Annotated in this window: 11 protein-coding genes and 1 tRNA gene; 8 read left to right on the top strand and 4 right to left on the bottom strand. The window is 72.0% G+C overall.

The features are described from left to right. Positions 1-40 precede the first annotated feature (40 nt). Positions 41-3571: a thiol reductant ABC exporter subunit CydD gene (gene cydD / locus ACZ60T_RS20045; RefSeq protein WP_469667092.1), complete on the top strand. Its 3531-nt coding sequence runs from the start codon at positions 41-43 to the stop codon at positions 3569-3571. A gap of 166 nt (positions 3572-3737) precedes the next feature. Next, entirely contained in the window at positions 3738-4793 is a 1056-nt protein-coding gene (locus tag ACZ60T_RS20040; RefSeq protein WP_469667091.1) for a M23 family metallopeptidase, read from the top strand. Between the two features lie 34 nt (positions 4794-4827). On the opposite strand, the gene ACZ60T_RS20035 is transcribed toward ACZ60T_RS20040, so the two are convergent. From ACZ60T_RS20035 to ACZ60T_RS20020, 4 genes are all read right to left on the bottom strand, one after another. Next, a complete protein-coding gene (locus tag ACZ60T_RS20035) occupies positions 4828-5715 on the bottom strand; it encodes an HAD hydrolase family protein (protein WP_469667090.1) in 888 nt (295 codons plus the stop codon). A gap of 128 nt (positions 5716-5843) precedes the next feature. Further along, positions 5844-6746, bottom strand: a complete 903-nt coding sequence (locus tag ACZ60T_RS20030) for an LLM class flavin-dependent oxidoreductase (protein WP_365628927.1) — start codon at positions 6744-6746, stop codon at positions 5844-5846. A 21-nt stretch (positions 6747-6767) separates the two neighbouring features. Next, positions 6768-7328 (bottom strand): RNA 2'-phosphotransferase, encoded by a 561-nt coding sequence (locus tag ACZ60T_RS20025; RefSeq protein ID WP_365628930.1) that lies wholly within the window; start codon positions 7326-7328, stop codon positions 6768-6770. Positions 7329-7537: 209 nt separating this feature from the next. Beyond that, complete coding sequence (locus ACZ60T_RS20020; RefSeq protein ID WP_469667089.1) at positions 7538-9295, bottom strand: SDR family oxidoreductase; 1758 nt, start codon at positions 9293-9295, stop codon at positions 7538-7540. A 355-nt stretch (positions 9296-9650) separates the two neighbouring features. Between ACZ60T_RS20020 and ACZ60T_RS20015 the strand changes: the two genes are divergently transcribed. The 6 genes from ACZ60T_RS20015 to ACZ60T_RS19990 all read left to right on the top strand — a co-directional run bounded on the left by ACZ60T_RS20015 (position 9651) and on the right by ACZ60T_RS19990 (position 13857). Further along, positions 9651-10613 (top strand): ABC transporter ATP-binding protein, encoded by a 963-nt coding sequence (locus ACZ60T_RS20015; RefSeq protein ID WP_365629199.1) that lies wholly within the window; start codon positions 9651-9653, stop codon positions 10611-10613. Further along, positions 10603-11511 carry an ABC transporter permease gene (locus ACZ60T_RS20010; RefSeq protein ID WP_469667087.1) on the top strand — a complete coding sequence of 303 codons (909 nt, stop codon included), beginning with the start codon at positions 10603-10605 and terminating at the stop codon, positions 11509-11511. The genes ACZ60T_RS20015 and ACZ60T_RS20010 overlap by 11 nt, the downstream gene beginning before the upstream one ends. Further along, positions 11508-12419, top strand: coding sequence for an ABC transporter ATP-binding protein (locus ACZ60T_RS20005; RefSeq protein WP_365628939.1), 912 nt, complete (start codon positions 11508-11510; stop codon positions 12417-12419). Before ACZ60T_RS20010 ends, ACZ60T_RS20005 begins: the two co-directional genes overlap by 4 nt. Positions 12420-12429: 10 nt before the next feature. Then, entirely contained in the window at positions 12430-13149 is a 720-nt protein-coding gene (locus ACZ60T_RS20000; protein ID WP_365628942.1) for an ABC transporter permease, read from the top strand. A gap of 105 nt (positions 13150-13254) precedes the next feature. Further along, positions 13255-13497, top strand: a complete 243-nt coding sequence (locus tag ACZ60T_RS19995; RefSeq protein ID WP_469667086.1) for an SGM_3592 family protein — start codon at positions 13255-13257, stop codon at positions 13495-13497. A 274-nt stretch (positions 13498-13771) separates the two neighbouring features. Further along, positions 13772-13857, top strand: a tRNA-Ser gene (locus tag ACZ60T_RS19990). The last annotated feature ends 16 nt before the right edge of the window (positions 13858-13873 follow it).

Below are 13873 nucleotides of genomic sequence, written 5' to 3'. Positions count from 1 at the left end.
TCACGTGGAACGTGCTCCGTGAGAAGAGAGTGTGTTTCACGTGAAACCGATCGATCCGCGACTGCTCCGCTACGCCCGCGCCACGCGCCTCTTCCTGGTGGCGGTCGTCGCCCTGGGTGCCGTCGGGTCGGTCCTGGTCATCGCCCAGGCGATGCTGATCGCCGACGTGGTGGTCGGGGCCTTCCAGCACCACCACTCGGTCGCCGAACTGCGGACCCCTCTGCTGCTTCTGGTGGCCGTGGCGGTCGGTCGGGCGCTGGTCTCCTGGCTCACCGAACTGGCCGCACACCGGGCCGGCGCGGCGGTGAAGTCCGAGCTGCGGGGGCGGTTGCTGGAGAAGGCGGGGGCCCTTGGCCCCGGATGGCTCAGCGGGCAGCGGACCGGCTCGCTGGTCACCCTGGCCACCCGAGGCATCGACGCCCTCGATGACTACTTCTCGCGCTATCTGCCCCAGTTGGGGCTCGCGGTCGTCGTACCGATCGCGGTGCTCGCCCGGATCGTGACCGAGGACTGGGTGTCGGCGGCGATCATCGTCGTCACGCTGCCACTGATCCCGCTCTTCATGATCCTGATCGGCTGGGCCACCCGCGCCCAGATGGATCGTCAGTGGCGGCTGCTGTCCCGGCTGTCCGGGCACTTCCTCGATGTAGTCGCCGGGCTGCCCACGCTCAAGGTGTTCGGCCGGGCCAAGGCGCAGGCCGAGTCCATCAAGCGGATCACCGGGGAGTACCGCCAGGCGACCATGCGGACGCTGCGGATCGCCTTCCTGTCGTCTTTCGCCCTGGAGCTGCTGGCCACGATCTCGGTGGCGCTCGTCGCGGTGACCATCGGTATGCGGCTCGTCCAGGGCGACATGGATCTGTACATCGGTCTGGTCATCCTCGTGCTCGCGCCGGAGGCCTATCTGCCGCTGCGCCAGGTGGGCGCGCGGTTCCACGCGGCGGCCGAGGGGCTGGCCGCCGCCGAGGAGATCTTCGCGGTACTGGAGACACCGGTGCCCTCCTCCGGCACGGAGCGTGTTCCGCAGGGGGAGATCGCCGTCGAGGGCGTGACCGTGCGCTACCCCGGGCGGTCGAGCGACGCGGTGTCCGACGTGTCGCTGACGGTCCGCCCCGGTGAGACCGTCGCCCTGGTCGGATCGAGCGGCTCGGGCAAGTCGACCCTGCTGGACGTCCTGCTCGGATTCGTGCCGCCCACCGCCGGGCGCGTACGGGTCGGGGGAGTCGATCTCGCCTCGGCCGATCTGGAGGAGTGGCGCTCGCGGATCGCCTGGGTGCCGCAGCGGCCCCATCTGTACGCGGGCACCATCACGGACAACGTACGGCTGGCGCGGCCGGACGCGGACGATGCCGCCGTACGGCGGGCGCTGGCCGACGCCGGAGCGCTGGAGTTCGTGGACGCGCTGCCCGCCGGAGCGGACACGGTGCTCGGCGAGGACGGCGCGGGGCTCTCCGCCGGGCAGCGGCAACGGCTCGCCCTGGCACGGGCGTTCCTCGCCGACCGGCCGGTGCTGCTGCTCGACGAGCCGACGGCGTCCCTGGACGGGGCGACCGAGGCCGAGGTCGTGGAGGCCGTGCGGCGGCTGGCCGTCGGGCGGACGGTACTGCTGGTCGTGCACCGGCCCGCACTGCTCGCGCTGGCGGACCGGACGGTGCGGCTGGACGCGAAGGAGTACGGCACCGAGGACGGCCCGACCCGGAACGTGACCGTGTCGCCGCCCCGCCCGGAAGCGTCGGAGGAGCCCCAGGGCGCCGACGAGCGGATGCCCGCCCTCTCTCCCGTACGACGCGGTGGCGTACTCGCTCGCGTCCGCGCGATGGCCGGTCCCCGACGAGGGCGGCTCGCTCTCGCGCTGCTGCTCGGCAGTCTCGCGCTCGGAAGTGCCGTCGGGCTGATGGCCACCTCGGGGTGGCTGATCTCACGGGCGTCCGAGCAGCCTCCCGTGCTGTATCTGATGGTCGCCGTGACGGCCACGCGGACGTTCGGCATCGGCCGAGCCGTGTTCCGGTACGCGGAGCGGCTCGTGTCCCATGACGCCGTGCTGCGGATGCTGGCCGACACCCGGGTCGCCGTCTACCGGCGTCTGGAGCGGCTGGCCCCGGCCGGGCTGCGCACCACGCGGCGCGGCGATCTGCTGTCGCGGCTGGTGGCCGACGTGGACGCGCTGCAGGACTACTGGCTGCGCTGGCTGCTGCCCATGGGCTCCGCGCTCGTCGTCTCCGTCGGCGCGGTCGGCTTCATCGCCTGGCTGCTGCCCGAGGCGGGTGCGGTTCTCGCGGTCGGGCTGCTGGCGGCCGGTGCCGGGGTGCCCCTGGTGACCGGTGCCGTCGCGCGCCGCGCGGAACGGAGGCTGGCACCCGCCCGGGGTGTGCTGGCGACCCGGGTGACCGATCTCCTCACCGGGACCGCCGAACTGACCGTCGCCGGGGCGCTGCCCGCGCGGACCGCCGCGGCCCGCCGCGCCGACAACGCGCTGACCCGCATCACCTCCCGCGCCGCCACCGCCACCGCGCTCGGTGACGGACTCACCGCGCTCGTCACCGGTCTGACCGTCGCCGCCGCCGCGCTCGTGGGCGCCCAGGCCGTCGCCGACGGGCGGCTCGGCGGCGTGACCATGGCGGTCGTGGTGCTCACCCCGCTGGCCGCCTTCGAAGCCGTCCTCGGGCTGCCGCTCGCCGTGCAGCACCGGCAGCGGGTGCGCAGGAGCGCCGAGCGCGTGTACGAGGTCCTGGACGCCCCCGAGCCCGTACGCGAGCCGGAGCGGCCGCGGCCCGCGCCCGCGTCGCCCTTCCCTCTCGTCCTTGACGGTCTGACCGCCCGGTACGACGGGCAGCGGCGGGACGCGCTCGCCGGGCTCGACCTCGTGCTCGAACAAGGCCGCAGGGTCGCCGTGGTCGGCCCCTCCGGGTCGGGCAAGACGACGCTGGCTCAGGTGCTGCTGCGGTTCCTGGACGCGAGCGCCGGTACGTACACGCTCGGCGGCACGGACGCGTACGCGCTCGACGGCGACGACGTACGGCGTCTGGTCGGGCTGTGCGCTCAGGACGCGCACCTCTTCGACAGCTCGGTACGGGAGAACCTCCTGCTCGCGCGGAAGGACGCGAGCGAGGCGGAGGTGCGCGACGCGCTCGCCGGGGCGCGCCTGCTCGACTGGGTCGACGGGTTGCCCGAGGGCCTGGACACGCTGATCGGCGAGCACGGCGCGCGGCTGTCGGGCGGCCAGCGGCAGCGGCTCGCACTCGCCCGTGTCCTGCTCGCGGACTTCCCCGTCCTCGTCCTCGACGAGCCCGCGGAACATCTCGACCTGCCGACGGCCGACGCGCTCACCGCGGACCTGCTGGCCGCCACCGAGGGGCGTACGACGCTGCTGATCACCCACCGGCTGGCCGGACTCGACGCGGTCGACGAGGTGATCGTGCTGGCCCAGGGGCGGGTGGTCCAGCGCGGTGCGTACGCGGAGCTGGCGGCGGTGGCGGGACCGCTCCGGGAGATGGTGGAGCGGGAGGCGCAGGGAGATCTGCTGGGACAGCGGACGGGACATCAGGGAACGGCGGCCTTGGCCCAGGCGTAGGAGCGTTGCCACGACCGGCCTCAGGGGTCGCCTCGGCAGACCTCAGGGGTGAAGGCCCCGGACACCGCCCGGACGAGGGATGTCCTGGACCATTCGTGGTCGTCCGTTCCCCCAGCCGTACGACCTGAGCAGGACGCCGTGCCGCGCGTGGGCAACGATCGCTGACATGCGCTCACCTCGTCGCAGTCCGCTGCATGTTCCGGTGTTCCTGTGCGCGGTCGCCCTGCTCCTGGCGCGGCCCGCCGCCGCCGACGGCGGGTCGGGCGGCGGTGAGGCGGACTCCGGTGTCAGCGCCCGGGTGGTGCGGCTGTACGAGGACGCCGCCGCGGCGACGCAACGGTACGAGGCGGTGCACCGGGAAGCCGAGAAGCAGCTCGCCGAGGCCCGGCGCTCGCAGCGGCTCCTCGCCCGGGAGCAGAAGCGCATCGCGGGCCTGCACGACGACCTCGGCCGGATCGCGCGCGCCCAGTACCGGCAGGTCGGCGGGGTTCCGTACGCGGCGCAGATCATCCTCGCCGACACTCCGGAGGAACTGATGCGCAGTCAGCATGTGTTCTCGCAGGCGAACCTCGCGGTGGAGACCATGGCCGCCAAGAGCCGCCGGGCGGAGTCCCGGCTCGCCGCGGACCGGGCGCGGTCGTCCGCGCTCTGGCGGGACCTGGAGAAGCGGAACCGCAAGCTGGCCGGGATGAAGAAGGCCATCCAGGCGAAGCTGGACGAGGCGCGCCGGGTGCTCCAGAAGCAGGCCGACGCCTCCGCCGCCGCGGGGACATGCCGCAGCGCCGTCCGCCTGGACGAGGCGTCCCCGAGGACCGGGCGCCCCTGGGTCGCACCGGTACGGGAGTATCGCCTCTCCGCGCCCTTCGGCAGCGGCGGCACTCACTGGGCGAACCGGCACACCGGCCAGGACTTCGCGGTGCCGATCGGGACACCGGTGCGGGCGGTCGGGGCGGGCAAGGTGGTGAAGGTGACCTGCGGGGGCGCGTTCGGCATGGAGGTCGTGATCGAGCACCCGGGCGGGTACTGCACGCAGTACGCCCATCTCGCCGCCGTCACGGTCAACCAGGGCGACCGGGTGGCCACCGGGCAGTGGATCGCCCAGTCGGGCACGACGGGCAACTCCACCGGTCCGCATCTGCACTTCGAGGTACGGGTCACCCCGCAACTGGGGTCGGGCATCGACCCGGTGCCCTGGCTGACGGCGCGGGGCGTGAAGTTGTAAGGGAACCGCCCCGCCCCGGCTCGCTCGGCGAGCCCTACAGCCGCTCGGCGAGGATCCGTTCGATCACCACGGCGACCCCGTCGTCGTTGTTGGCGACGGTCTGCCCGGACGCCGCGGCCAGCGCGTCCGGGTGCGCGTTGCCCATCGCGTACGACCGGCCGGCCCAGGTGAGCATCTCCACGTCGTTGGGCATGTCGCCGAAGGCGACGACCTCCTCCTGGGAGATGCCGCGCTCGGCGCAGCACAGCGCGAGCGTGCTCGCCTTGGAGACGCCGGGGCCGCTGATCTCCAGCAGCGCGCTGGGGCTGGAGCGGGTGATGCTGGCGCGGTCGCCGACGGCCAGCCGGGCCAGCGTGAGGAAGGCGTCCGGGTCCAGCTCGGGGTGGTACGCGAGGATCTTGAGCACGGGATGGTGGGCGCCCGGGGCGTCTCCCGCCAGCAGTTCCTCGGCGGGGGCGCGGAGATCGGGGGTCTCCATGAGGAGCTTCGGGTAGGCCGGCTCCTGGTAGAAGCCGTAGGTCTGCTCGACGGCGTAGGTCGTGCCCGGCGCCGCGTCCCGCAGGAGGCCCACGGTGTCGAGGGCGTTCTCCCGGGCCAGCTCCCGGACCTTGACGAAGCGGTGGGCGCCGGGGCCGCCGTGCAGGTCGACGACGGCCGCGCCGTTGCCGCAGATCGCCAGGCCGTGCCCGTGGACATGGTCGCTGACGATCTCCATCCAGCGCGCGGGGCGGCCGGTGACGAAGAACACCTCGATTCCGGCCTCCTCGGCGGCGGCCAGCGCGGCGACCGTGCGCGCGGAGACCGACTTGTCGTCCCGGAGGAGGGTGCCGTCGAGATCCGTCGCGATCAGCCGGGGCGCGACGGTGCTGGTGGGGGTCTCGGGCTCTCGGGTCGCTGAGGTCACGGGCCCATTCTGGCGCATATGCCCGCACGGGCGTGCGGGAGTCCGCACATCTGAGTGGTGACGCTCCTCACCAGAAGCGTCACGTCCCGTCATGATCAAGCGACCTTCCGCACGATCGGTCCGCGACGCCCGGACCCCTGCCACGATCAGCCGAGCTGCGCCAGGGCCTCCATGGCGATCTGCTCGAAGACCTTCTCGTCCGCCGCGAAGTCCGAGTCGGGGATGGGCCAGTGGATCACGAGGTCGGTGAAGCCCAGCTCCGCGTGTCGCCCGGCGAAGTCCACGAACGCGTCGAGGGACTCCATCGGACGGCCACGGTCCGGGGTGAAGCCGGTGAGCAGGATCTTGTCCAGTTCCGCCGCCTCACGGCCCACCGCGGCGCACGCGTCGGCCAGCCTCTCGGTCTGTGCGCGCAGGGCCAGCCGGGACTGCTCGGGGGTCCCGTGCTCGTACAGCTTCGGGTCGCCGGTCGTCACCCACGCCTGGCCGTGGCGCGCGGCGAGCGCCAGGCCGCGCGGGCCGGTCGCGGCCACCGCGAACGGCAGCCGGGGGCGCTGGACGCACCCGGGGATGGTGCGCGCCTCGTGCGCGGAGTAGTGGTCGCCCTGGTACGAGACGGAGTCCTCGGTGAGCAACCGGTCGAGCAGCGGGACGAACTCGCCGAACCGGTCGGCGCGCTCGCGCGGGCTCCAGGGGTCCTGGCCGAGCACGGTGGCGTCGAAGCCGGTGCCGCCCGCGCCGATGCCCAGGGTGATCCGGCCGCCGGAGATGTCGTCGAGCGAGATCAGCTCCTTGGCGAGGGTGACCGGGTGCCGGAAGTTCGGCGAGGTCACCAGGGTGCCGAGACGCAGTCGCTCGGTGACGCCGGCCGCGGCCGTCAGCGTCGGCACGGCGCCGAACCAGGGGCCGTCGCGGAAGGACCGCCACGACAGATGGTCGTAGGTGAACGCGGTGTGGAAGCCCAGCTGTTCCGCACGCTGCCATGCGGAACGCCCGCCCTCGTGCCAGCGGACGTACGGCAGGATCACGGTGCTCAGACGCAGACTCATGCTCCGAGCGTACGGGGGCGCTCAGTGCGGTTCCGAGAACCGCAGGTAGCGCGGCGGCACGGCCTCGGTCAGCCACACCCCGTTCGCGCTGACGCGGAAGACATGCCCGTCGCGCCGCATGGCACCGGCGTCCACGGCCAGGACGACCGGGCGACCGCGGCGGGCACCCACGCGGGTGGCGGTCTCGCGGTCCGGCGAGAGGTGCACATCGTGCCGGTTCATGGGCCTGAGCCCCTCCGCGCGGATCGCGTCCAGATGGCGGGCCACGGTCCCGTGGTAGAGGTGGGCGGGCGGGGTCGCCGGGGGCAGCCCGAGGTCGATCTCGATGCTGTGGCCCTGGCTGGCGCGGATGCGGGTGCCCTCGATCGCGAAGCGCTTCTTGTCATTGGTGGCGACCACATGGTCCAGCTCGGCGCGCGTGATGCGGAAGCCGTGCGCGCCCGCCGCGGTGAGCAGGGCGTCGATCTCGACCCAGCCGCCCTCGTCCGGCGTGAGCCCGATCCGCTCGGGCTGGTGCCGCAGGTGTTTCGAGAGGTACTTCGACACCTTCACGGTGCGTCTCTCGTCGTTTCCTTCCTTCATCCCTCCAGCGTGCGGGAGAGACACGGATCACGCACCTGAATTGGATTCCGATGTTTGATCCACAAGCAAGTGCGGTTATCCACAGGCAGATTGACGATTCTGTGGACAACTCAGCGCCGAGCTGGGGATGTTGGGCACCGATCGGACGCCGTACGGAGTCATGTAGCTGACAAGTGCACGCCGTACAGCGCCTGTTCGTCGCCCGTTCGTCACAGGGGCGGACGCAGCCGTGCGACCGCGCGCAGCACCCGAGGGGCGAAGCGGGACATCAGCAGGGCGCCGCGCGCCTCCGGGGTGACCGGCACCACGGCCTGATCGCGCGCGACGGCGCGCAGGATCGCCTCCGCGACCTTCTCCGGCGGATACCCGCGCCGCCCGTACAGCCGCGTCACCTTCTTCTGGAGGCGCCTCTCCTCCCCGTGGCTCACGCCCGCGAAGCGAGCGGTCGACGTGATGTTCGTGTGGACGAAGCCGGGGCAGACCGCCGACACCCCGATGCCCCGCTCCGCGAACTCCGCGCGCAGACACTGGCTGAGCATCAGGACCGCCGCCTTGGAAGTGCTGTAGGCGGGCAGCGCCCGCGAGGGCTGGTACGCCGCCGCCGACGCGGTGTTGACGATATGGCCGCCCTGGCCGCGCTCGGCCATCTGCCGCCCGAAGACCCGGCAGCCGTGGATGACACCCCACAGATTGACGTCGAGGACCTTGCGCCAGTCCTCGGCGGTCGTGTCCAGGAAGGAGCCGGAGAACCCGATCCCGGCGTTGTTCACGAGCACGTCCACCACCCCGTACTCGGCGGCGACCTTCTCGGCGAGCTTCTCCATGGCCTGCTCGTCGGTGACGTCGACCGTCTCGGCCCAGGCCTGCGGGGCACCGCTCAGCCAGGCCGTCTCCGCCGTCCGGGTCACGCCCTCGGCGTCCCGGTCGACGGCCACCACGCGCGCGCCGGCCTCGGCGAACGCGATCGCCGTGGCCCGCCCTATGCCGCTGGCCGCCCCGGTGACCAGCACCAGTCGGCCGCCGAACTGTTCCGCGTACCGCCCGCTCGCCGTGGACGGCGCGGGCCGGCCGCCGTCCACGGCGGTCACGAACTCCCTGATCCATGCCGCCAGTTGATCGGGCCGGGTGCGCGGGATCCAGTGGCCCGCGGTCAGCGTGCGCCGCGTCAGCTGCGGGGCCCACCGCTCCAGGTCGTCGTAGAGCCGCTCCGACAGGAAGGTGTCCCCCAGGGGCGTGATGAGCTGCACGGGCGCGTGCGCGTACGCGTCGGGGCGCGGACGGTTCAGCCGCGGCCGTACGTTGTCGCGGTACAGCCAGGCGCCATGGGCCGCGTCCGTGCGCAGCGACGGGGTCGGGTAGCCGTCGGCGGGCACCTTCTCGACGCGTTGCAGGATCTTGGGCCAGCGCTTGCCGAGCGGGCCGCGCCACGCGAGCTCCGGCAGGACCGGGGTGTGCAGCAGGTAGACGTACCAGGACTTGGCGCCCTGGCCGAGCACCTGACCCACCCGGCGCGGGGTGGGCCTGCGGACCCGCTCCTTGATCCAGTGGCCGAAGTGGTCCAGGGACGGCCCGGACATCGAGGTGAAGGACGCGATCCGGCCCTTGGTGCGCGCGACCGTGACGAACTCCCACGCCTGCACCGAGCCCCAGTCGTGCCCCACCAGGTGCACCGGCCGGTCGGGGCTGACCGCGTCCGCGACCGCCAGGAAGTCGTCCGTCAGCTTCCGCAGCGTGAACCCGCCGCGCAGCGGCTTCGGCGCCGTCGAGCCGCCATGGCCGCGGACGTCGTACAGCACGACGTGGAAGTGCTCGGCGAGGCGGACGGCCACCTCGGACCAGACCTCCTTGCTGTCCGGATAGCCGTGTACCAGGACGACCGTCGGCCGCGCCGGGTCCCCCAACTCGGCCACGCACAGCTCGATGCCGCCCGTACGCACCTGGCGCTCGCGCGCCCCCACGACCGTCACTTGTCCTCCACCCAGTGCCGTACCGCCGTGAACACCCGCTGTTCAGGCGGGAGGTCGCCCGTCACCGCCGTCGTCATGCCCTCGCCCGCCCGTCCGCGGCGACCGCGGTGAGGCTGCGGTGATGACTGCGGTACGTGCTCGTAACGTGACACCCGCGAATCTCGCAGTTGTTAGAGCGCGCGTCAATAGACCTGCCCGTGCCTGTGGACAACCCTGTCGGCGACCCCGCTGCCGACCCGCCGTGTTCGACCTCAGGGGGACCCCTAGGGACTCGTACGCCTGGAGTCTGATGCCAAGACTGCTCTGCGGTCTGACGACGTGCGGGGCCCGGCTCACTACCGTCGAGGACGTGACTGTGATCGCGACCGAAAGCCTGAGCAAGCGGTTCCCGAAGGTGACCGCGCTTGATCGGCTCTCCGTGGACGTCGGACCCGGTGTGACGGGGCTCGTCGGTGCCAATGGGGCCGGCAAGTCCACCCTGATCAAGATCCTGCTGGGGCTGTCCCCCGCCACCGAGGGCCGGGCCGAGGTGCTCGGGCTCGACGTCGCCCGTGAGGGCGGCGCCATCCGTGAGCGCGTGGGGTACATGCCGGAGCACGACTGCCTGCCGCCCGACGTGTCGGCGACCGAGTTCGTCGTCCATATGGCGCGCATGTCCGGGCTGCCGCCGACGGCCGCCCGTGAGCGCACCGCGGACACGCTGCGGCACGTCGGCCTGTACGAGGAGCGCTACCGCCCCATCGGCGGCTACTCCACCGGCATGAAGCAGCGCGTGAAGCTCGCCCAGGCCCTGGTCCACGACCCGCAGTTGGTCTTCCTGGACGAGCCGACCAACGGCCTCGACCCGGTCGGCCGCGACGAGATGCTCGGCCTGATCCGCCGTATCCACACGGACTTCGGGATCTCGGTTCTGGTCACGTCCCATCTGCTGGGCGAACTGGAGCGCACCTGCGACCACGTCGTGATCGTCGACGGCGGCAAGCTGCTGCGCTCCAGCTCCACCCGGGACTTCACGCAGAACACCACGACCCTCGCGATCGAGGTCACCGACACCGACGACCACCCGGACGGCACCCGCGCGGTGCGTGACGCGCTCCACGCGCGCGGGGTGACCACACACGACGGCAGCGGACTCCCGGGTGCCGGACACATCCTGCTGCTCACCGCGGAAGGCGACCAGACGTACGACCTCGTACGGGACGTCGTCACCGACCTGGGCCTCGGCCTGGTCCGCATGGAGCAGCGCAGGCACCACATCGCCGAGGTCTTCAAGGACGGCGACGAGCAGCGCAAGGAGGCGGCCGTCCATGGCGGTTGAGCAGCCCGCGGCCCGCGAGGCCGAACAGACCCGGATCCACAACATCGGCTACCGCTCCTACGACGGCCCGCGCCTGGGACGCGCGTACGCCCGCCGCTCGCTCTACTCGCAGTCCCTGCGCGGCGCCTACGGCCTCGGCCGCTCGGTCAAGTCCAAGGTGCTGCCGATGCTGCTGTTCGTGGTGATGTGCGCGCCCGCGCTGATCATGGTGGCGGTCGCGGTCGCCACCAAGGCGAAGGACCTCCCGCTCGAGTACACGCGCTACGCGATCTTCATGCAGGCCCTCATCGGCCTGTACGTCGCCGCGCAGGCGCCCCAGTCGGTGTCGCGCGACCTGCGCTTCAAGACGGTGCCGCTGTACTTCTCGCGCCCCATCGAGACCGTCGACTACGTGCGCGCCAAGTACGCGGCCCTGGCCTCCGCCATGTTCATCCTGACGGCCGCACCGCTGCTGATCCTCTACGTGGGCGCGCTGCTGGCCAAGCTGAACTTCGGCCATCAGACGAAGGGATTCGCCGAGGGAATGGTCTCCGTGGCCCTGCTGTCCCTGCTGTTCTCCGGAATCAGCCTGGTCATCGCGGCGACCACCCCGCGGCGCGGCTTCGGCATCGCGGCCGTCATCGCCGTCCTGACCATCTCCTACGCGGCCGTCTCCGCCGTCCAGGCCATCGCCGACGCCCACTCCGGCAACTCCGCGGCGCTGGTGTGGTCGGGTCTCTTCTCGCCCGTCACGCTCATCGACGGGGTGCAGACCGCCTTCCTGGGCGCGAGTTCCTCCTTCCCCGGCGGGCAGGGCCCCTCGGCCGCGCAGGGAGTCGTCTTCCTCCTCGTCGTCCTGGGGCTCATCGCGGGCAGCTACGGCCTGCTGGCGCGCCGCTACCGAAAGGCCGGACTGTGACAACGCTCACCATCGACCATGTCTCGCGCTGGTTCGGCAACGTGGTCGCCGTCAACGACGTCACGATGACGGTCGGCCCCGGCGTCACCGGCCTGCTGGGCCCGAACGGCGCGGGCAAGTCCACCCTCATCAACATGATGGGCGGCTTCCTCGCACCCTCCACGGGCTCCGTCACCCTCGACGGAGAGCCCGTGTGGCGCAACGAGCGGATCTACCGGCACATCGGCGTCGTGCCCGAGCGCGAGGCGATGTACGACGTCCTCACCGGACGCGAATTCGTCGTCGCCAACGCCGAGTTGCACGGGCTGGACGCCAAGGCGGCCCAACGCGCGCTCGCCACCGTCGAGATGGAGTACGCGCAGGACCGGAAGATCTCCACGTACTCCAAGGGCATGCGCCAGCGCGTGAAGATGGCGTCCGCCCTGGTGCACGACCCGTCCCTGCTGCTGCTCGACGAGCCCTTCAACGGCATGGACCCGCGCCAGCGTATGCAGCTCATGGACCTGCTGCGGCGCATGGGCGCCGAGGGACGCACGGTGCTGTTCTCGTCCCACATCCTCGAAGAGGTCGAGCAACTCGCCTCGCACATCGAGGTGATCGTCGCCGGACGGCACGCGGCGAGCGGCGACTTCCGCAAGATCCGCCGTCTGATGACCGACCGGCCGCACCGCTATCTGGTGCGCTCCAGCGACGACCGGGCGCTCGCGGCGGCACTCATCGCGGACCCGTCGACCGCGGGCATCGAGGTGGACCTCGCGGAGGGCGCGCTGCGCGTCCAGGCGGTCGACTTCGGCCGGTTCACCACTCTGCTGCCGAAGGTCGCGCGCGAGCACGGCATCCGGCTGCTCACGGTCTCGCCGTCGGACGAGTCCCTCGAGTCCGTCTTCTCGTATCTGGTCGCGGCGTAGGAGGCCGAAGATGTACGACCCCACAGTCGCCCGGCTCACCTACCGGGGGCTCCTCGGCCGCCGCCGGGCCCTCATCCTCGGCGCGCTGCCCGCCCTGCTGCTCGTGCTCTCCATCGTCGTACGGACCCTGACCGGCGCCGACGACCAGGTGGCCCACGACCTCCTCGGCGGGTTCGCGCTCGCCACGATGGTGCCGATCATCGGCGTCATCGCGGGCACCGGCGCCATCGGCCCCGAGATCGACGACGGCTCGGTGGTGTATCTGCTGGCCAAGCCGGTGAAGCGGCCCACGATCATCGTCACCAAGCTGATCGTCGCGATCGCGGTCACCATGGCGTTCTCGGCCCTGCCGACGCTCGTCGCGGGCCTGATCCTCAACGGCAACGGCCAGCAGATCGCCGTCGCGTACACGGTCGCGGCCCTGGTCGCCTCCATCGCGTACGCCGCCCTGTTCCTGCTGCTCGGCACGGTCAGCCGGCACGCGGTGGTCTTCGGCCTGGTCTACGCGCTGATCTGGGAGGCGCTCTTCGGATCGCTGGTCTCCGGCGCGCGCACCCTCAGCGTCCAGCAGTGGTCGCTCGCCGTGGCCCACAAGGTCTCCGACAGCGCCCTCGTCACCTCCGACGTCAGTCTGACCACCGGGGTGGTGCTCCTGGTCGTGGTGACCGTGGCCGCCACCTGGTACGCGGGACAGAAGCTGCGGACGCTGACGCTGGCGGGCGAGGAGTGACCGACCGCGCGTGACCGCGCGCGTCCGTCGGCCTTCTTGACCGTGGCTTCATCTCCGCCCGCGCACACTGGAACGGGGGATGCGCAGTGGAAAGGAACAACGGGGATGACAGCGCAGACACCGCAGGGAGAAGGCGGTCCGGCCGAGAGCGGGGGCGACTGGGACGGCGTCGTGTTCGACGAGGACTTCATACGGTCCGCGGCGAACACGGAGCCGTCCGCGCGCGCCCGGATGCTGACCGCGCGCTGGCGGCGGGAGGCCCCCGACCCGCAGCCGTGGCGCTCCGACGAGCCGCCCGCCGGCTGGTTCTTCAGCAAGGCCCGCCGCCGCAGATGGCGCCGCCGGTAACGGCCGACCGCGCCCGGCCCGCGACCGCGGGGATATTCAGTGGCGCCCGATCCGGCGGACGGGGCACAGTGGTCACGTCCACGACGCCGGATCGAGTCGGCGCCACCGTCTGGGAGAGGAGCTGGGCGATGTCCCTGCACGACAGTACGCCGAGCTCCCGACAGGGCAGTCCGCGGCAGACTCCGGAGTAGTCAGCTCCGTCGAGCCCGCCCGCAGGAACTGCCCGGGGCGGCCGCTTCGAGCGCGCGATCCACATCGCGCGGGCCGCCCACCCGGAGGATTGGCCGAGTGGTAAGGCACCGGCTTGCTAAGCCGTGGTCGGGGTCATCCCCCGCGCGCGTTCGATCCGCGCATCCTCCGCGAGACACCACTACCC

It is taken from the genome of Streptomyces sp. NPDC104371, assembly GCF_055583785.1.
Note: the sequence above shows the minus strand (reverse complement) of the source record. Positions and strands in the feature narration are given on the sequence as shown.